The following is a 20,539-nucleotide window of genomic DNA, read 5'->3' as shown; positions in this document are numbered from 1 at the left end:
CAACGAACAACCATTTTTTCAATTCTTGCATTTTATCAAATCAACTCCCTTTTTGCATTGCAATAGACAGAGAAAAAATAGCTCGCCAAGGCGCTAAGTCGCAAAGGTGGTTATACTTAATGCTTGCGACTTTGTGTGAAAAATAACGCTTAACAAACAACCATTTTTTTCAATTCTTGCATTTTATCAAACCAACTTTCTTTTTGCATTGCGATAAACAAAGAAAAAATAGCTCACCAAGGCACTAAGTCGCAAAGGTTGCTACACTTAATACTTGCGGCTTTGCGTGAAAAATAACGCTCAACAAACAACCATTTTTTTCAATTCTTGCATTTTATCAAACCAACTTTCTTTTTGCATTGCGATAAACAAAGAAAAAATAGCTCACCAAGGCACTAAGTCGCAAAGGTTGCTACACTTAATACTTGCGGCTTTGCGTGAAAAATAACGCTCAACAAACAACCATTTTTTTCAATTCTTGCATTTTATCAAACCAACTTTCTTTTTGCATTGCGATAAACAAAGAAAAAATAGCTCGCCAAGGCACTAAGTCGCAAAGGTGGTTATGCTTATTACTTGCTACTTTGTGTGAAAAACAAATTGTCAATTTATTGATAACCCGTCAACTGTTCTTTGCCTGATATTTTATCCACTTCCAACTCCAATCAACGTTTCTATTTTCGTTAATTTTGTAGGATTCTCATTTCACAAACAAACGATCATGATTCCATATTCATTCTTAGATTTAGCCATCGTCAGTGAAGGAAACGATATTTCCCAGACACTTGAAAACTCAGTAAAAACAGCACAAAAAGCAGAACAATCAGGATATACACGCTACTGGTTTGCAGAGCATCACAACATGAAAAGCGTAGCCAGTTCCGCAACCTCTGTCCTGATCGGTCACATTGCTGGAAAAACAACAACAATTCGCGTAGGATCAGGTGGAATCATGCTTCCCAATCATTCTCCGCTGGTCATTGCTGAACATTTCGGCACACTGGCCTCCCTCTACCCCGGACGTATTGACATGGGATTGGGACGTGCACCGGGAACGGATCAGGTCACCGCAGCGGCACTGAACCCGAATTTCCTTGAAAACGTACATCATTTCCCTGAAAATGTGCAGAAAATACAACAATATCTTTCCGGAAAAAATGCCAATGCACAAGTACGGGCCATTCCCGGAGAAGGTACAGATATTCCGATCTGGATGCTCGGATCCAGTACCGATTCCGCTTATTTAGCATCTTCACTCGGATTGCCTTATGCATTTGCCAGTCATTTCGCACCGGCTCAAATGACTGCTGCATTTGATATTTATTCACACAATTACCGATCCGACGAACATCCTCCGAAAAAAATGGCCTGTGTGAATGTAATTATCGCACCGACAACAGAAGAAGCCGAACGCATTGCGACATCTTTCTACAGAATGTTCCTGGGAATGATTCGCAATCAACGGGGATACCTGCAAGCACCGATTGACACAATGAAAGGTATCTGGGATCCGGCAGAAGAAGCGTATGTGCGTCAAATGACACATTGCTCATTCATCGGGACAAAAGAAACCGTAAAAGCGGAAATCAGCCGGTTCATCAATCGGTTCAACCTGAGTGAAATCATGACGACATCACCTGTCTACAGCCTCGAAGATAAGTTGTATAGTATTGAGGCATTTTCGGAAGTAATGAACAGCATCTGATTTTAGTAATCAAACTGAAAAGGCACGTACACCTGCCACATTTAAGTTTTTAATTTAAATTTGTGATGTGACTCTGATCAAATGAAGCAAAGCGACAAAAAAAAAATTCTGTTTTTATCCTCCTGGTATCCCAATAAAAATGCACCGACATTGGGAAACTTTGTGCAGAAACACGCAGAAGCTGCCGCGCTTTACAATGACGTAACTGTGATAGCTATTTTCCCACACAACGAGAAATTTTACACACTGGAGTCCAATGAGAAAAACGGGGTAAAAAGTGTTTTATCTTATTACCCGCAGGTCTCCTGTTCCATTCCGGTTTTGAAGCAATTTTTACAGTATTACAGGACACGGAAAGCATTCCTGAAAGCGTATAACTATGCACGTACCACATTCGGCAAACCGAATCTTGTTCATGTAAATGTGGTCTACCCGATCGGTTTGTGGGCCAAACGACTGAAGACAACCGAAGGATTGTCCTATGTGGTCACAGAGCATTCTACCGCCTTTCACCCGGGAAGCAATAAACTATCTGCTACTGCATTAAAGTTGGGTATCTCCTGGATGAATCACGCAGAAAGAATACTCCCGGTAAGTGAAGACCTCAAAAACTCCCTGGAGCAACGAGGTGTAACACAACCAATGGAAGTGATTTCAAATGTTGTCAATGAACAAATTTTCGGGAATCTCCCTCCTGTCGAGCCGGTGAAAACAACGTTTATTCATATTTCAACGGCAGTCGACGCACATAAAAATGTCTCGGGCATTGTTCGCAGTATTGCCGAATTGAGTAAAAAAAACGTCGATTTCCAATTCCTCATTGTCAGTGACGGAGAACTGGCTCCTTTTATTGATTTAGCATACCGGCAATTAAACATTTCACATGATCTGCTGCAATTTGAAGGAACAAAAACAACAGAAGAAATCGCCGATCTGATCAATCACGCTTCCGCATTGGTTCTCTTCAGTAATTTTGAAAATTTTCCCTGTGTCATTCCGGAAGCTTTTATGGCAGGTAAACCAGTTATTTCTACAAATGTCAATGGGATTCCTGAGCATGTCAATCAGCACAACGGTATACTGGTGGAGGCACAAAATGAAGAACAATTGGTAGCTGCATTATCTGCTGTTATCAACCATCAAATACATTTTGATCCGGCAGCGATCAAATCATATGCATACGATCATTTCAGTTACCAGGCTGTTGGTAAAAAAATGGATGCGGTGTATGCTAAAATCCTGAACACACATGTTTCGTAAAATCGTTGAAACAATATTCAGCAAGGGCTTTACGGCGTTGTGCAACCTCCTGATCTTGTTGATTACAGCAAAATACCTGGGACCGCATGGCCGTGGAGAAATGGCCATTTTTGTTTTGGGAATTTCCATCGTCGGAATCATTCAAAATATTTTTTCAGGATCGATTTTAACATACCTTACCCCCAAATACGCTATAAGACACCTGATCGTACTGGCAAGTATGTGGAACATTTTCATCTCCTGCACCGTACCCTTTATCCTGGTTTATTTTGACTTGTTTCCGGCCATCCATGCTTACGATTTGATCAATCTCTCGTTATTGCTCGGAAGCGTATCATTGCTGCAGAATATTTTATTGGGAATGGAAGCCATTAACAAACAAAACCTGATTGAAATTACAAAAGCATTTACGTCTGCGCTGTTTTTGCTCCTGTTCATTGTTGTATTTCAGGTGCACACACTTCAATCTGTGATTGATTCTTTTTATTGGTCGTATTCAATCACCTTGGGGATTTCCATTATTTTTATCCGTGTTCATCCCCGCAGCATTCACACTGTTTCGCTCTCCGTTCGGGAGTTGATGCGTTACTTTTTCTCTTTTGGAGTACAAATGCAGTTAAACAACATTTCGCAAATGATCAATTACCGCTTCTGCTACTACCTGATTGAAAAGAAAATTGGTTTATCTGCTCTCGGAATTTTTTCCGTTACTACATCTTTAATTGAGGTTGTATGGATTATTTGCAAGAGCATCAGTGCAATACACTACAGCAAATCAGTAAATTTAAACCAAACAGATCAACGCATACGTCTGACACAAAAACTGTCAAAAATGAGTTTGTTACTTACATTACCTGCCATTTTAGGCTTATTACTCATTCCGAACGATATCTTTTCATGGTTATTCGGAAAAGATTTTACTAACTTTAAGGTACTTTTTATTTCCCTGGCACCAGGAGCATTATTCCTGGCAGTATTTACGATTTTTAATCATCACTTCTCAGGAATTGGTAAAAATATGATTAACCTGAAAGCATCTGTACTGGGCAATGTAATCACCATTTGCGTTGGACTATTCACTATTGATTCGGTTGGAATGTTATCCGGTGGAATCGCTACAAGTCTCGGTTATGCCAGTATGTTTATCTACCTGCTGATTCAATTCAACAACATGTATCAATTGCCGTACAGTTGGCTGCGCATCTCCAAACGGGAAGTAAAAACAATTTTTGATTTAAGGGAATTCCAGCTATGAAATTAAAATCACATCACTTCTTTCTTTTGATTATTGTCGCAATTCCGATCGTCGTGAGAACGATATTTGCGACTACTTATCACGGATTTGATGTCGGAACGTTTGAAAAGTGGATTCCGTCCACTACCCCCTTCTATGCCGTTTACTCTACCGATTGTTACTGCAATTACCCGATTATCGGCCTTTTCCTATCGACAGGCGCACTAAAACTCGCCGGCAGCTTTTTTTTATTCTTTCTGTACCTGGCACTGTTTGAGAGCATCAATGCCCTGTTGTTTTACCGGTTACTCGGCTTCCTGAACATTCAAAATAAATGGATTTACACCCTTTTATTTGTCCTGTTGCCTTCTACGTTATCCGGCGGTGCTTTGTGGGGACAAATTGATCATATCGGACTGACTTTTTTATTGATTTTGTTGATTCTACTCGCACGGATTTATCAAAACAACAAGCTGAAGCAAACCACTTCCCGGTGGTATTACCTATCCATCGGAGGCCTGTTCTACCTGGCTATTTTCACGAAACAGTTATTGGTTTTTCCATTATTCCCGATTGGAATAGCTATTTTATTGATACTCTATAGCCGGAAAAACATCAAAGAATCAATGTATTTATCCCTGATCATGCTTGCCGGTTTTTTGGTTCCGTTCATGGCATTTGAAACATGGCTTTCTTATCCTGAAACATACCGGTTCACACATTACCAGCGGATTTTAGAAACAGGTAGTGATCACATGGATATCATCTCCGGCAACGGCATCACAATCTGGCAATTATTTTTTCAGAACCTGGAGGCTCCTTCTACCGGCGAAATTGTTGCTTTCCTCTCCCCCAAATTAATTGGTTTGGGACTCACCTTCTTCTTAAGTGCATGGTTGTTTTTCAGTTACATTAAGCTGTCATTCAGAACGGAATCCGTAGCTTTTCAACTCGGCTTACTCTGTTTAATCATTGCTGTATTTAACCTCACGTTCAATTTATTCTTAACCGGAACTCACGAGCGTTACCTGTTTTATTTTTACCCGTTTTTAATCCTGGCTTTTCTCGGACTCCGTAATTTACCGGATCTGTTCAAAAAATACGACCTCGCTCTGTTTTTTATCGGCAGTATCGGTTACGGATTGTTTGTACTGGCGATCTTAAAAGGATGGTTAAAAGTAGACAACATGCATGTCAATACTGCTTACCATAAAATGATCACCATCACCCACCTGCTGATTTTTATACGTTTGGTGTTTATTATCAGAAAAATCAGAACTTATAAGGTATAAATATTGATTATCTAATGATCATTAAAACTCTGAAACCAACTCTTCCACTTCTCTGAAAATCTTGCTCTTGTTCCGTTGATTAATTACGTGATTGTTTTCCAGAATTTCCGGATTTTCATACAATTCTCTTACGAGAATACACCCTTTTTCAAGCAGGTAATCTTTTTCCCGCTTGGTAATCGTTGTCAGGCAGGTAATCGGATACAATGCCTTCTGGTCCACCAGGTTTTTAATACTTTGTTTAGCCGGGTAATCCCACGACAGCATTTTAATGCCGTAATATTCACCAAACTGGATGGAATCCATTGTCAGGTAAGCATTTGTAATCAGCCAACCTTGTGTAAATTGATGATTATTTCCAAATAAATGGTAGTCCTGCCCGGAAATATCATTGACCCTTGAAAGCAGGTACATCGGAGTTGTGACACTGATTTTGGCATCTACGGTGTTTCTGAATTTACATTCAATCCACAAGAGTTCATTTCCCTTTTTAGCGATCACGTCCGCTTCGTGTGAAACTGCATTTCCCTGAATAATTTTGTTTTCACAGGTTTCATACCCATAGCTTTGCAGAAAGCGGGATGTCCATTTTTCGAAATAATATCCGGCGGGCCCCAGGTCTCTCAATGCGCGCTTCAAACTGTAACGGGCAGCAAACGTTCCCGATACTTTTTTCAGTTGACGGAATGCCAGTTTATACAATGCCCGGGTTGTTATTCCATCATGAATCTGAGGTTGCATGGATTCCAATACTTCTTCTATTTCAATGGGTGAAGCTCCTGATTTACTCAATGAAATGCGTAGTTTTTCAACATCAAAATCAGTGAATTCCCCGGAGTGTTTTTTGACTTTTCTTACATTTAAACTCATTCTTTCTGTATGTGTTCTACAAAAATAAAATTGTTTTTGAGGTTTCAGCCTTTTTTGTCATATCGCGATAGTGCGATATCCCTATTTAGTCAGAAACATGAATCTGATACTCCCAATCCGCTGTCTTGTAGACTCCCGATCGATTTTGAATACTAATAGTCCCGCTTATCCGGTGCATTCCCCGGTGTAATTTCAAACGAATTCTTCCCGTTCCATCTCCCGGGTAATGAATACGTCCTGACATGTTATTTAGCGTTACAACAGGGATATTAGACGTATCAAAAGCCCCTATTGTCACCTTTAATTCAATCGAATCATTTTCACGCGCAACAAGTGGTCCGACAGCAATTGGCTGTATTTCATTGAACGGATACGAAGCCTGACAACCAAATGCCAGGCAATGATATACTGCCAACTGTTTTACATGCAGTATATCATTTTGCAATGTGGTAATTATTGCCAGTGCGGAAAGTAAAGAACTATTTTCAAAATAAGCTTGTTCCCATGAAACACCACCAATCATCTCAGGATAACTTAATCCTGCGTACACATCGATTAAAACCTGCTTATCTTCTTTTAAATTAGCAGCACTGTTTTCCACCATTTTTTCTGTGAGTAACAGTAATTCTTTCTTTGTTTCAAACCGATTAATTGATTTCGACTTCATCTGGAAAACCATTCCATTTCTTTCATAACTCCCCAAAAAGTCAGTTAAGTGATTTCTAAGTGTCTTTAAATTCAAATATACTTTAACACCTATCTTTTTTTATCCAGGAAGAAATCACCCACTTGTTCCTGCAATTGATCATGTGTTAATTGTGAAAAGTCAATTAATTGAGGGAAATAATTTTTAAGCACAACTGATTTCTTTATCTGATGCGCCTGTAAAAGGACGGATCTAAGCGTATCCAATCGTGCAAGCTCATTATCACAAACAGAATCAATGTGGAGATACCTATCGTAGATGGCATTCAACTTGAAATAATTATTATGCTGCTGTCCATTCCTTCGAAGACGTTCTACCTCAAACCGCAGTTCATTAGACTTCTCCTTTACAGCAACACAGGTCTGAGCATTATATCGTTGAATCGACTCAACCGACCCAACAAGCACGCGGTTCAATTGCCTTTCATCTTGATTATCACATGAACTTATCCCAATTAAAACCAAGATAAGGGATCCGGTTACTTTCATATTTCAAACAGTTCAATCCATTACACATACATAGTAGTGCATTAATTTTGAACAGAGAATCAGTTGATCCCAGGACTTTGAATCCCAGTTGAATAATGCGTTATTGTATACTCCTGTCAACGTGATTTTACGCACGTCCGGCAATACATCCTTATACGCTGTTAACTCAGCATCATTGGGCGGAAACCGTTTCATCAGCCTGGAAGCATAGCTTCGCACGTCAATATCTTTGCATGTTGAAGCAATTGTTTCCAATTGACTGTTTCCGAATGTCGTGTTTGTCATCCACAGCAATGTCACAATCGAACGTTGAGATTCAGGTGTTGTCTGTTCAAAATATGCAACTATCTTTTTCAGGTATAATTCCCGTTTCAAAGGAAGTAACAAGTATGCGAGAATTTTTCCCTGATTGAATGATTCTCCGGTGTCCGGATTGACAATTTTTACGCGTTCCTGTTTCAACAATTGAAAGGTTACATCCGTCACATCAATACCTGAAACAGAAAAGTCGCGCAGCTTTTCAATCAATTCCCAGGTACTCAATTCGGTCCACTGGATATTTTTAAGCGCCTTCTCAATGATCCGTTTATCATTTTCCCTGATGGAATGCATTTCCAGGTAAGAACTCATGTCAAAATAGAAATAGGAGGAGTAGCCTGTTTTCACCAGTTCTTTTCGTACTTTGGGGAGATAAGCCGTCGTATCTGCATTCAGCTCCTGCCAGAAATTATCCAGTTGTTTGTATTTGACTTCCAGGTCTTTTGCCGTCAAATCCGCAATTTTAAACGAATAAACTTCTTTTATTTTATCTTCAAATGATTGAGAATAACCCAATGAAATACAAATAGTTGAAAAATAAATTAGAAATAAACCTGCTTTCATTTCAGCGTTCAATTAAGTTGTGAGTCAGACGTTTTTACAACCGTATATTTATTCGTTCTGCAATTCTACGAATAAAATCTAAAATCGTACCACAATCTTAATTTCTTGTTGATATCTCTTGTATCAAATCGTTGTTTCAGCACAAAGAATCATTAACTTTGACACAAATCAAATCACGATGAGTACTTATAAACATCAAGTAGAAGAGAATTTTATTCGCTATGCGAAAATTGACACAACAGCAGACCCGAATTCAACTACCTTTCCTTCCACAATGAAGCAGAAAGACCTGGCGAAACTGTTGGTAAAGGAATTAATCGATTTAGGGCTGAAAGATGCTGAAATGGATGAGTGGGGATATGTGTTCGCAACCATCCCCGGAAACACAGACAAAGAGGCTCCTACCATCTGTTTCTGTTCACACATGGATACTGCCCCTGACGTAACGGGAACAAATGTCAAGCCAATCGTACATAGAAATTACAACGGTTCTCCGATTACATTACCGGACGATCCGACACAGGTTATCACAATTGAACGTCACCCGTATCTGAAAGAAAAAATCGGGGATGACATCATCACAGCGAGCGGTACAACCTTACTGGGAGCAGATGACAAGGCAGGAATTGCCATCATCATGGATTTTGCCAATTACATTGTAACACATCCGGAAGTGAAACACGGTGACATACGCATTTTATTCACACCCGATGAAGAAGTTGGTCGCGGAGTCGATCACCTGGACATCAAAAAACTGAATGCCGATTACGGCTACACACTGGACGGAGGAGTTTTGGGATCCATTGAAGATGAAACATTCTCAGCAGATTCTGTGAAAGTAACCTTCAAAGGAGTTAGCGCGCACCCAGGTTACGCCAAAGGGAAAATGATCAATGCGCTGAAACTGGTCGCCGATTTCGTAGCTGCCTTGCCAAAGGACCGGTGGTCTCCCGAAACAACAGAAGGTCGTGAGGGATTTGTTCACCCGGTTGCCATCAACGGTATCATGGAGGAAGCCAGTGTCAGTTTCATTATCCGCGATCACCTGACGGAAAAACTATCTAAATTTGAAGATGAACTGCAATCACTGGCTCAGATGATCATCGAGCCGCACAATGGTGCTACGATGGTATTTGAAGTAAAGGAACAATACAGAAATATGAAAGAAGTGCTTCAAAGTGTTCCGTTTGTAACAGATTATGCAATCGAAGCGATGAAGCGTGCAGGAATTGAACCGCGCCCGACGATTATCCGCGGAGGTACTGACGGTTCACGACTGTCCTTTATGGGATTGCCATGCCCGAATTTGTTTACAGGGGAAATGGGAATCCACTCCAAACAAGAATATGTAAGCGTTCAGGACATGGAGAAAGCTGTAAAAACAATGGTTGAATTAATCCAAATCTGGGAAGGACACGAGGATTAAGATGGACCACAAACTCATCATCAAAAACATCAAACAGCATCAATTCGAGAAGATTTATTTTCTTCACGGAGAAGAACCGTTTTTTATTGATGCCATTACTGATGCCATTGTAGAAAATGCAATGGATGATAGTGAACGTGACTTTAATCAGACAATCGTTTACGGAAAGGAATGTGAGGCAGGAGCGATTATTGCTGATGCGAAATCATACCCGATGATGGGAGAAAGACGATTGGTGATCATCAAAGAAGCACAGGAATTCAAAGATATCGACCTGCTGGAATCGTATTTTAACAACCCCGTTGACACCACCATCTTTGTCATCTGTTACAAACACAAAAAGTTTGACACCCGGAAGAAACTGATCAAAGTTGCGGCCGCAAACGGACTCGTGTTTTTATCGGAAAAAGTCAGGGATTATAAATTAGTGGACTGGATTTCCAGCTATGCAAAAGAAGTTGGTTATCAAATCACTCCAAAAGCCGCGATGTTGTTGGCCGAATTTTTGGGAACAGACATCAGCAGGGTGGTTAATGAACTGGATAAGTTATCAATTCTCATTGAGAAAGGAACGGCAATCAATGAAGTTCACATCGAAGAAAACATCGGAATTTCAAAAGATTATAATTTCTTTGAACTGGCCAATGCGTTTGCTGAACGCGATTACCTGAAAGCAAGTAAGATTGTCAACTACTTTGAAAAAAATCCGAAAATGGGTCCGTTGATTCCGGTTATTTCAAATTTATTCGGCTACCATACAAAGTTGATGCGGATTCATTTCGCAAAAGATAAATCTCCTGCCGCGCTGGCATCTGTTTTGGGAGTTGCTCCGTTTCTTGTTGCACAATACACCAAAGCAGCAAAAATCTACAATCCGAAGAAACTGGCGGAAAATATCGCTATCCTGCAGGAATACGATTTAAAATCAAAGGGAATTGACAATTCCTCCTCCACTGATGGAGAATTAATGAAAGAAATGGTTTACCGATTGATGAACTGATGCATTTATTCTACGATCCGAATATTGACCAATCTACGGTTTCATATCAATTGAATGAAACAGAATCCCGGCATGCCTGCAAAGTACTGCGGCTCAAAGAAGGAGATAAGATCGGGCTGTTGAACGGAAAGGGAATGTATGCAGAAGCAGAAATCACAGGTGCCGATCCCAAAAGATGCCAGGTAAAGCTTGTTGCAGTTCACCTGGAAGAAGCGCCTGACTATACGATTCATATTGCCATTTGCCCGACAAAGATGAATGAGCGGATGGAGTGGATGGTGGAGAAAGTAACGGAATTGGGAGTGACGGAAATTACGTTTTTATTGAGCAAAAATTCAGAACGAAAAGCACTTAAATTAGAACGCTTCGAAAACATTGCCGTCAGCGCCATGAAGCAATCGAAACGATTGTACCTGCCGAAAATCAATGAGTTGGTTAAAGTGGATGCCTTTATCAAGAACAATCCCAATGGTTTTATCGCTCATTGTTACGAGGGGGAAAAGCACAATCTTTCGACTGTTTTTGACCGGTCCTCTCCTATTTTAATCGGTCCCGAAGGTGATTTTTCCCCGGAAGAGTGTGAACTGGCGAAAACCAATGGTTACAAAGAACTATCACTGGGTGCCAATCGTTTAAGAACCGAAACAGCAGGGCTGTATGCCTGCATGCAAGCGTTAATGACCATTTAATTTTCAGGAACCTATGCAGATAAAACAGATAAATCGAAGTAAAACCCGGGCCGCACTCCGGCCGGTGGTACACGTATTGACCGTCTTATTCCTCTTCATTGGGTCAACTGCTTTTTCACAATATCCGTATCAATTGGCAGTGTTAAAATACAACGGTGGCGGTGATTACTATGCAAATCCCACATCTGTCCCGAACCTGGCTAAGTTCTGTAATGAAAACCTGAACATGAATATTTCTCCGAATGTCCCGTATGTAGATGTGGGAAGCCCGGATTTATTTCTGTATCCTTTTGTACATATGACCGGGCACGGGAATGTTGTTTTTTCTTCCCAGGAAGCTGAAAACCTCAGGACGTACCTGCTCGGAGGAGGTTTTTTGCACATTGACGACAATTACGGAATGGACCAGTTCATCCGTGTTGAAATTAAAAAACTGTTTCCGAATAATGAACTGGTTGAATTGCCATACAACCATCCGATTTTCAATCAAAAGTATCAATTCAACGGATTGCCGAAAATTCACGAGCACGACGACAAACGGGCACAGGCATTTGCGATTATCGAGAATGGAAAAGTCATCTTACTCTACACCTATGAAACCGATTTAGGTGACGGTTGGGAAGATCAGGCGGTACACAATAATTCACAGGAGAAACGCCGACAGGCATTGCAAATGGGAGCCAACATTGTCATGTATGCATTTACGGAATGATTCATTAAGTTCAAATAAACCAGGTTTTTATAAATAAAATATGTATCTTGGTCGCGATTAAACCGATCATTATGACCAATAAAAACCTCACACTACTATTCATTCCCTTGATGTGCGTCAGTAATTTATCACTGTCTGCAACCGGAATAAAAACAGAACATCAACCAGCAACCCCCAATCCTGAAACACATTTCCCCAGAATTGAAATCTACCGGGTAAAAGACTATGGGAACCCGGCATCCGAAGAAAAGCATCCGGAGAATGACGGAACGGTTCACTACATGGAAAAAAAATCACGCGAACCATATATTGAACGAACCAGCTACCTGCTGGATTCTGAAACGAGGCAAACGCTACTCAACCAGGAACTGGTTTTCCTCCCCTATTTCATGGAACTGAAACACCCCGTCACATTGCGACATTATTTCAATAGAAACCTGTTGCAGGACCTTCCTCAAAGACAGGAATTATTTCCTGCCAGCCTGGATGGTTACACGGCGATTATTCAGAAAAAAGAAATACAGCCGAAAACGCTTCTTGCTTATCACAACTATCCGCCTGCTGAAGTTGAAATTGTATGGCTGGATGAAAAAACGTGGTTTGTCAACAATGTATTTTATCAGTTATCCCTTGATGAAGTGATTCGCAATGCTCCAACAATTGTAACGGATGAAAAGCTGATCAAAGGTGAGCTGACTCAGTTTATTCACCATTCATTTGTTATTCAGTCAAAACTGAATGAAGGGTTTGCATACCTGGATACGGATACTTCACACTACCTCCGCAAAAAAGACAATGTTATTCTGGTTGTCGCGCAAATTGAAAAGAATCCGGAAGCAACAGGTTATGAATATACTTTTTATGCCGACGGAAGTATTACCACACCCGGATTATCTTATTACACACCTTTGCATAAGATATCCCATTGCCAATGGGTTGCTATTCAAAATCACCTGAACACCATTGATTTTGACATCCACAAAACAGAAGCAGACGACACACCTGCCTTTATCCGCGAGGGGCAGGCCAACAAATTGTATGCATTCAAAAACGGGAATTATTACAAACTGGAGTATCACAATGAATTTTCACCGATACCACAGCAAATTGTCGACTTTACACAGACAATTCTGGAGTTCTTATCCCAACTGGAAAAGTAACTCGTCTCAGAATCCGACTTCATCCGGATGCAACCCCGAGAAACCAGTTTCCGGCATCTTTTTTATTGCTTCTATGTCCTGTGGCTCCAGTTCAAAATTGATGGTATAATTCTCAATAATCCGGCTTGGTGTAGCTGATTTCGGCAATACGCAAATACCTTGTTGCAAAGCAAACTGCAGGCAGATGGCTCCTGTTGAAACATTGTACTTATCAGCAAGACGCATCAATACAGCATCTTCCAGTACTCTTCCTCTCCCCAGCGGACTCCAGGCCTCTACAATGATCTTATGTCGGTTACAAAAATCTACCGTTTCCTGTTGCAAATAACCGGGATGGTATTCGATCTGGTTTACCATTGGAACAATCATTGCGGTTTCAAGTAATTCTTCCAGGTGGTGCGCCAAAAAATTGCTGACTCCGATCGCCCGAACTTTCCCGTTTGTATACAAATACTCCATCGCCCGCCATGTTTCAGCGTTTAATTCTTTCGCATTACCGAAGTGTTTTGTATTCGCCGGCCAATGCACCAGATACAAATCTATATAATCCAGACCAAGCCGGGACACGGAAGCTTCAAACGCCTTCAATGTTGCTTCATATCCCCTGTCCGAATTCCATACTTTTGTTGTTATAAACAATTCTTCGCGGGGGATTCCACTTGCCCGAACCGCTTCTCCCACACTGGATTCATTTTCGTATACAGCGGCTGTATCAAGATGCCGGTAGTTATTTTCCAACGCAAATTTTACGGATTCATAACATTCTTTCCCTTCTGCTAATTTGTATGTTCCAAAACCGATTGCCGGCATTTCTATGTCATTGTGTAATTTAAAATTCCTCATGGTTGTTTTTTTATATTGATCTGAATGTTTTTACAATTTTCTTCCCGGATTTTTCTTAATGAAACCTTCCCAATTACTCACTTTTGATTTGCTGTGTTCCCCGATTCCTTTTGAGAAATGATGACACACGGCAACAGCCAGCCCGTCTGTGGCATCCAGGTACTTTGGCATTTCTTTGATTTGAAACAATTTTTCCAGCATGGCTGCTACTTGTTCCTTGGAAGCATTTCCGTTGCCGGTAATTGATTGTTTGATTCTCCGGGGAGTGTATTCTTCGAAGGTCATACCATTACTGAGGCACGCAGCAATCGCTACTCCCTGAGCGCGACCTAACTTGAGCATCGATTGAACATTTTTCCCGAAGAAGGGGGCTTCAATTGCCAGCTCACCCGGTTTGTACTCCTTGATCAGTCCGTCAATGCGTGAAAAAATACGCTCCAGTTTCTCCGGGTGATCCGATAATTTAGCCAGTTGAACCACTCCAAAGTTCAATAATGACAACTTCTTCCCTTGCACATGAATAATTCCATACCCTAAAACAGTCGTTCCGGGATCAATTCCAAGAATTATCTTATCTTCAACCATTCAATTTCAACTTTTGATTAAAACTAATAAAAATAGCGGGGTTAACTTCAAACTGGTAAAAATTATTCTGGCAATTGCTGTCGGAGTTGTATGTTTTTATCAAATAAAGAAGCTAAATTTCAATGCAATAAATACAATTACCTCTATTCATTATTTACCATTATTGTTTGTACTTATTTTAGTGCTCCCCAACTATTGGACAGAATATAAAAAATGGGAAATCATCCTTCGATCCGTCGACCGGAATGTTTCCGTTGCCACAAAAATCCAGTCTTTCTTCGCGGGTATAATTACCGGAATGATTACTCCGAATATGCAGGGTAACTTCATTGGAAGAATTTATTACTTCCCGCGAAAAATACGGCTCTCCATTACCTTATTAACCCTCACGGCAAACCTGGGGCAATTTTGTGTAACAATCATCCTGGGGATTGGTGCGCTTTTACTGATTGGAACAAATCACATGTATGTCTGGTTGTTACCATCATTGTTAGTCATCATTACATTGATTTTTTATTTCAGATTTGAGAATATAACCTTCTTCCGGGAGAAGGTTAAATGGTACAAACAAATCCGGGAATTACTCCAACAACACCGTTCACTCCGCCCCAACATCCTGTTACTTTCACTGATTCGTCATTTCATTTTTTCATTGCAATTCCTGCTCGCATTACACGCATTCGGTGCGGAAATGAATTGGCACACGTACTGCTTAATCTGGGAGTTATACTTATGGACAACTCTTTCCCCGTCACTGATTTTCGGAAAACTATTCGTCAGAGAATCCATCGCATTGTGGGTATTTGCCGGAATTTCGCTACCGGAATGGAACATCGTAGCAGCCTCTTTTTCCATCTGGGTAATCAACCTGCTGCTTCCTACACTCATCGGGCTGTTCATTTGTAAGAATCAAATCAAATGATGGATGTAGTAATCACATATTGCGCTCTTTATACCATACTGATTATCTTCGGAAGAATTGGTATTTCCCGACATTTCAGAAGAAGAAGAAAACAACAAGTAAAAGAAGATTCCGGGATTCCATTGACAATGATTTCCGTTATCATTCCATTTCGAAATGAAGAAAAACGGATTATTCCCCTACTCACTTCCATTTTAGAATCGGATGAATTACCGGCCCGATTTATTTTTGTAGATGATCACTCCACCGACAATACAATCCAACAAATCCGGAGTCAGCTTTCCAATTACCCGATCACGCTTTTAACATCAAAAGGAGCAGGCAAAAAAGCTGCTCTTCAAACAGGAATCGCTCATGCGGAAACTGCTTACCTGCTTACACTTGACGCTGATGTTGCATTCCATCCGGATTACTTTACTGCGGTGAAGAAGCTTTCCCCTGCCGACATGCACATTTTACCGGTACAGATGTCTTCCCGGGGATGGAAACAACTGTTTGAACTGGACGTATACATGGTCAACAGTATCAACCTTGCTGTTGATGGTTATTCCCGACCGATCGCTGCAAGTGGTGCAAACCTGCTATTCAGTAAATCAGCATTTGAAGAGGTTGGATCCTACTTAAGTCATGCACATATTTCAAGTGGCGACGATCAGTTTTTACTGGCAGATTTCAATCACGCGAAAAAAAACATTTCATTGCATACGGAAGCAATTCTTTCTGTTCAGACGCCTGTGCCGGAATCATTCAGAGAATTAATCAACCAACGTGTGCGATGGATTCAGAAAACACCTGCAGTCCGCGATTCACTTGCGCTTAAAATCGGTGCGATTCAGGTTGTAATGACCCTTTTATTTTTAATTCTTGCTGTATGGAGCATCTATCAATATAACGCTCTTCTTTCGACCCTTCTTTTAGGAACAAAAATAAAGACAGATCATTTTTTTGTTTCCCCTTATTTTTCGAGCATAAAAAAACAGGGATTGTTATATTGGCTCCCTGTTTACGAACTGTTATTTCCGTTTTATATGCTTCTTTTGGCAATCCTTTCTCTCTTTTTTCAACTTCATTGGAAAGGAAGACCCGTTGACCGCTAATGAATCATTACTTTTTTCTGGTATACCCGGTTGTTTGCAACCACCCGAACGGTGTACACTCCTGAAGCAAGTCCCTGAACAGACCACGAGGTTGCAGCAGCGTTCAGTTGCGTTTCTTTACCTGACACATCAAATAACTGCACCTGATCCATTTGCTCAAACCCCTCAATTGACAGTGTTGTCGTTGCAGGATTCGGATAAACGCTCCAATTATTTTCATATCCTGTAACGACTTCCTCCAATCCGACAAAACTCAAAGTCGCCTTTACTGCGGCCATCGCATTGACTTTCCCGTACCCCCATTTGGTGTCACCACCTGCCGGAATAACACCTGTATGGTTGTCTTGTCGTGCTGTTTCAATAATGATTTGCTTTACCTGGCGGGGAGATAAATAGGGATTGATTTCCCAGATCAACGCACAGATTCCGGCAACGGCCGGAGAAGACATGGATGTGCCTGAAAAACGGGCAAACGGATAATCTCTTCCCTGGAAGTTAACAGATGTCACTTCTGTATAGGTATCATCTGTAAAAGAAGAAATAGAACTCAACACAGAAGACCCCGGTGCCGAAATTTCAGGTTTCAAAGCTCCGTCGTTTCTCGGACCAATACTTGAAAAAGCAGAGCGGGAACCTCCCAATATGTTTACACCGTTTGAATGCATATATGATGCCGCATGAGACGCTACCGAAATACAATCGTCCGCACAGGTCGGCTCTCCGATACCGTATAAATTATTTCCCCCGATGTAACCGGTTCCCATTGATACAAACGGCATTCCCCAATTTCCTCCGTTGGTAGTCAACTCTACGAGGTTCCAAAAATGAACAGTTCCTTCCATTGCCCTAACCGCCAGATCAATACGCAATGACGTGTGTTTATTTTTTATCCGGAAACGCACTGTAGGTTTTAAATTTTGCGGATGTGCCTCCTGGGCAGCAACATTGTACCAGACAGTGTCACTGATATTAACAACAATAAATCCTTCATCATAGCTGTTCATGGTTGTCGGATAGTAAGCGGTTTGTCCCAATAATGTTCCGGATGTCGTCATTACCTGAATCTTTACTTCGAAATTCTTCCCTGTTTCTCCCCATCCGTGGATGCTTTGTCCCCACAATGAATCGTGGAGGCTATAGTCATAAAAATTAATTTTGGATTTAATGCTGTCATTATTAAATGATCGTTCAAAGTGAAAATTAACGCTTCCATTATTCCCTGCTGATGATACAAACAAGACCCCCTGGTCTGTAAATTCTTCAATAGCCTGGCTCAGTAACGACGTTCCGTCATTGGTACCAAAATGGTACAATCCCCAGCTCATGTTCACAACCAATCGTTTCTGAAGTGCTTCCGCTTTCTGATACATCCAATACCACGAATCAAGCGCAGCGGCTTCATCTACCAGGATCGTTGTAAATAGGTATTCCGATTCAAATCCCATTCCTTTCGCAATGACACCGGCACCGCTTCCCCCTGCAATTCCGGCAACGTGTGTTCCATGTGTCGCATACCCTAATTGATTAGATGTATCACATTGAGCTGCCTGCAACTGTGAAGGAGTATTGAATTCAGCACCATAGCTGAAATCGGCAGGAGTTGAACCGGCATGTCTGAACTGATCCCATGCGGCTAAAATTCGTGAATTCTGAAGCAGTGTATCGTAAAACATTGGAGATGTGTAGTCAAATCCCCAATCGTTTACTCCGATGATGACATTTTTCCCGGTATAGGATGCAGGCAATCCCAGTCCCGCATGGACACTGTCCACACGTGTATCAAACAAAACCTTATCCAGTGAAGGTTTTATTTTTCCCGCAAGCTCCAGGTATTCCAACTGATTCAATGTCGCAATGCGATACAACTCGGTTAACGGCACGCGAATACTTCTGATCCGTCCAACACCTTTTCCGATGACAATTCCTTCTGCAGCAGGAGCAGCTTCTGCCTGTTCTTTCAGTTTTCCGATGAATGAAACATAGATCCGGTTGTTGATTGTTACCAGTGGCAACTCATCTATGACTGCTTTGTCTCCTTTTAAAATTAACGGGATATTGCGTTGAATGTATATGAGATCCTGTTGCGACTTTTGAGACATTTTCGGAGCTTGTGCAATCAGAAGGACAGGCATCAATAGCAATGTGAATAAAATTGTTTTCATCGAGTAGAACTTATAATTTAATCGTTAAAAATAATTGTTTTCCGGGAGTTTAAATTGTTAAACACTGCCAAAATTATCAACAAGCAGTTTTAGTACCTGACAATATTCTGAAACAATACTTATATTTGCCTTTCTTTAAAATTGAAAATAAACCATCTGATGGAAGTACTGATCATTGCATCGCAACTTATTTTATCCTTAGCCATATTAGTTGTATTACACGAATTCGGACATTATATCCCCGCTAAATTATTCAAAATCCGGGTGGAGAAATTCTACTTGTTTTTTGATCCGTGGTTCTCTCTTTTCAAGCGCAAAATCGGTGAAACGGAATGGGGAATCGGATGGCTGCCATTGGGTGGATATGTAAAAATTGCCGGGATGGTCGATGAATCCATGGACAAGGAACAATTGGCAAAACCGCCTCAACCTTGGGAGTTTCGTTCAAAACCGGCCTGGCAGCGACTGATCGTGATGGTCGGCGGTGTGACGGTCAACTTTATTCTTGCATTGTTGATCTATGCGATGATCCTGTTTGTATGGGGGAAACAATATTACACCGTTAAATCAGCAGAGAAATACGGAATGGCCGTTTCTTATCCTGAATTAAAGCAATACGGGTTGGAAGACGGTGACATTCCGCTGAAAGTAGGAAATAAAAAAGTAGACAATCTCAAGGACATTTTTAAGTTTGTTGTACTTGAAGGGGAACGCATCGTGACAGTTGACCGTGCAGGTGAACAAGTTGAAATAAAGTTGCCCGAGAACTTTGATCAAATTGTATTAAAGAATGAGTATTCCGAACTGTATACATTGCGATTTCCTACTGTTGTAGCAAAAGTTTCTGATGATTCCAACGCTGAAAAAGCAGGATTGAAATCAGGTGACAGTATTGTGTCGGTCAATGCTACCCCGATCAACTACTTCAATGAACTACAGTCTGCATTGAAAGAGAATAAAAAGAAAACCATTGAATTGGGCGTTGTACGAAGCGGACAGTTAACACAATTGAATGTAAAAGTTGATTCTACCGGATTCATCGGATTCCAACCACAGGGATATGATTATTTCAACATTCCATACGCAACTGAGAAATTCGGATTCTTTGAATCCTTTCCTGCAGGAATATCGCTGGGAGTTGAAACATTGGGAAGTTATGTCAAGTCAATGGGGCTGGTATTTACAAAAGAAGGAGCCAAACAAATCGGCGGATTCGGTTCTATGAGTAAGATCTTTGCACCACAGTGGGATTGGCGTATCTTCTGGAATGCAACAGCGTTTTTATCCATTATTCTTGCATTCATGAATATTTTACCGATTCCCGCACTTGACGGAGGGCATGTTGTATTCCTGTTGTATGAAATTGTTACAGGAAAAGAAGCACCTCAGAAGGTATTGGAATACGCACAGTATGTTGGTTTCTTCCTGTTGATCGGACTCATGTTGTATGCCAACGGAAACGATATTGTCAGGTACTTTTTCGGGAAATAGTAGTAGCTGATTTAC

Annotated in this window: 19 protein-coding genes; 12 read left to right on the top strand and 7 right to left on the bottom strand. The window is 40.9% G+C overall.

What is annotated here, in order from left to right:
* Positions 1-721 precede the first annotated feature (721 nt).
* The 4 genes from H9Y05_RS12820 to H9Y05_RS12805 all read left to right on the top strand — a co-directional run bounded on the left by H9Y05_RS12820 (position 722) and on the right by H9Y05_RS12805 (position 5,491).
* Entirely contained in the window at positions 722-1,705 is a 984-nt protein-coding gene (locus H9Y05_RS12820; RefSeq protein ID WP_163492689.1) for an LLM class flavin-dependent oxidoreductase, read from the top strand.
* An 81-nt stretch (positions 1,706-1,786) separates the two neighbouring features.
* Positions 1,787-2,965 (top strand): glycosyltransferase, encoded by a 1,179-nt coding sequence (locus tag H9Y05_RS12815; protein ID WP_216714514.1) that lies wholly within the window; start codon positions 1,787-1,789, stop codon positions 2,963-2,965.
* The gene (locus H9Y05_RS12810; RefSeq protein ID WP_163492687.1) at positions 2,955-4,220 is read left to right on the top strand and encodes an MATE family efflux transporter; all 1,266 of its coding nucleotides are present in this window, start codon (positions 2,955-2,957) and stop codon (positions 4,218-4,220) included. The genes H9Y05_RS12815 and H9Y05_RS12810 overlap by 11 nt, the downstream gene beginning before the upstream one ends.
* Positions 4,217-5,491 carry a hypothetical protein gene (locus tag H9Y05_RS12805; RefSeq protein ID WP_216714513.1) on the top strand — a complete coding sequence of 425 codons (1,275 nt, stop codon included), beginning with the start codon at positions 4,217-4,219 and terminating at the stop codon, positions 5,489-5,491. The genes H9Y05_RS12810 and H9Y05_RS12805 overlap by 4 nt, the downstream gene beginning before the upstream one ends.
* 21 nt (positions 5,492-5,512) lie before the next feature.
* Here the strand turns inward: H9Y05_RS12805 and H9Y05_RS12800 are convergent, their stop codons facing one another.
* From H9Y05_RS12800 to H9Y05_RS12785, 4 genes are all read right to left on the bottom strand, one after another.
* Complete coding sequence (locus tag H9Y05_RS12800) at positions 5,513-6,361, bottom strand: restriction endonuclease (RefSeq protein ID WP_163492685.1); 849 nt, start codon at positions 6,359-6,361, stop codon at positions 5,513-5,515.
* Positions 6,362-6,446: 85 nt separating this feature from the next.
* Entirely contained in the window at positions 6,447-7,028 is a 582-nt protein-coding gene (locus H9Y05_RS12795) for a hypothetical protein (protein ID WP_216714512.1), read from the bottom strand.
* Positions 7,029-7,117: 89 nt separating this feature from the next.
* Positions 7,118-7,555, bottom strand: a complete 438-nt coding sequence (locus tag H9Y05_RS12790) for a hypothetical protein (protein ID WP_216714511.1) — start codon at positions 7,553-7,555, stop codon at positions 7,118-7,120.
* 12 nt (positions 7,556-7,567) lie between these two features.
* Positions 7,568-8,437 (bottom strand): hypothetical protein, encoded by an 870-nt coding sequence (locus tag H9Y05_RS12785; RefSeq protein WP_163492683.1) that lies wholly within the window; start codon positions 8,435-8,437, stop codon positions 7,568-7,570.
* 178 nt (positions 8,438-8,615) lie between these two features.
* On the opposite strand from H9Y05_RS12785, the gene pepT reads away from it, so the two are divergent.
* From pepT to H9Y05_RS12760, 5 genes are all read left to right on the top strand, one after another.
* A complete protein-coding gene (gene pepT, locus H9Y05_RS12780) occupies positions 8,616-9,863 on the top strand; it encodes a peptidase T (protein ID WP_163492682.1) in 1,248 nt (415 codons plus the stop codon).
* 1 nt (position 9,864) lies between these two features.
* The gene (gene holA / locus H9Y05_RS12775) at positions 9,865-10,863 is read left to right on the top strand and encodes a DNA polymerase III subunit delta (protein ID WP_163492681.1); all 999 of its coding nucleotides are present in this window, start codon (positions 9,865-9,867) and stop codon (positions 10,861-10,863) included.
* Positions 10,863-11,552, top strand: a complete 690-nt coding sequence (locus tag H9Y05_RS12770; RefSeq protein ID WP_216714510.1) for a 16S rRNA (uracil(1498)-N(3))-methyltransferase — start codon at positions 10,863-10,865, stop codon at positions 11,550-11,552. The genes holA and H9Y05_RS12770 overlap by 1 nt, the downstream gene beginning before the upstream one ends.
* A gap of 76 nt (positions 11,553-11,628) precedes the next feature.
* Positions 11,629-12,264, top strand: coding sequence for a DUF4159 domain-containing protein (locus H9Y05_RS12765; protein WP_394366346.1), 636 nt, complete (start codon positions 11,629-11,631; stop codon positions 12,262-12,264).
* Positions 12,265-12,311: 47 nt separating this feature from the next.
* On the top strand, positions 12,312-13,424 hold the full coding sequence (locus H9Y05_RS12760; RefSeq protein WP_216714508.1) for a hypothetical protein: 1,113 nt from the start codon (positions 12,312-12,314) through the stop codon (positions 13,422-13,424).
* Between the two features lie 6 nt (positions 13,425-13,430).
* Here H9Y05_RS12760 and H9Y05_RS12755 read toward each other — a convergent pair whose 3' ends face one another.
* Both H9Y05_RS12755 and ruvC read right to left on the bottom strand, forming a co-directional pair.
* Positions 13,431-14,267, bottom strand: coding sequence for an aldo/keto reductase (locus H9Y05_RS12755; protein ID WP_216714507.1), 837 nt, complete (start codon positions 14,265-14,267; stop codon positions 13,431-13,433).
* Between the two features lie 30 nt (positions 14,268-14,297).
* Entirely contained in the window at positions 14,298-14,852 is a 555-nt protein-coding gene (gene ruvC / locus H9Y05_RS12750) for a crossover junction endodeoxyribonuclease RuvC (RefSeq protein ID WP_216714506.1), read from the bottom strand.
* Between the two features lie 13 nt (positions 14,853-14,865).
* Here ruvC and H9Y05_RS12745 point away from each other — a divergent pair, with 13 nt between their 5' ends.
* Positions 14,866-15,774, top strand: coding sequence for a lysylphosphatidylglycerol synthase transmembrane domain-containing protein (locus H9Y05_RS12745; protein ID WP_216714505.1), 909 nt, complete (start codon positions 14,866-14,868; stop codon positions 15,772-15,774).
* Positions 15,771-16,871, top strand: a complete 1,101-nt coding sequence (locus H9Y05_RS12740) for a glycosyltransferase (protein ID WP_216714504.1) — start codon at positions 15,771-15,773, stop codon at positions 16,869-16,871. The genes H9Y05_RS12745 and H9Y05_RS12740 overlap by 4 nt, the downstream gene beginning before the upstream one ends.
* On the opposite strand, the gene H9Y05_RS12735 is transcribed toward H9Y05_RS12740, so the two are convergent.
* Positions 16,868-19,033 carry a S8 family peptidase gene (locus H9Y05_RS12735; protein ID WP_216714503.1) on the bottom strand — a complete coding sequence of 722 codons (2,166 nt, stop codon included), beginning with the start codon at positions 19,031-19,033 and terminating at the stop codon, positions 16,868-16,870. The genes H9Y05_RS12740 and H9Y05_RS12735 overlap by 4 nt on opposite strands.
* Positions 19,034-19,192: 159 nt before the next feature.
* Here H9Y05_RS12735 and rseP point away from each other — a divergent pair, with 159 nt between their 5' ends.
* Positions 19,193-20,524 carry an RIP metalloprotease RseP gene (gene rseP / locus H9Y05_RS12730; protein ID WP_216714502.1) on the top strand — a complete coding sequence of 444 codons (1,332 nt, stop codon included), beginning with the start codon at positions 19,193-19,195 and terminating at the stop codon, positions 20,522-20,524.
* Positions 20,525-20,539 lie beyond the last annotated feature (15 nt).

The organism is Taishania pollutisoli (assembly GCF_014518315.1).
Taxonomy (GTDB): Bacteria; Bacteroidota; Bacteroidia; order Flavobacteriales_D; family Crocinitomicaceae; genus Taishania; species Taishania pollutisoli.
This window is presented reverse-complemented; position numbering and strand designations above follow the sequence as displayed.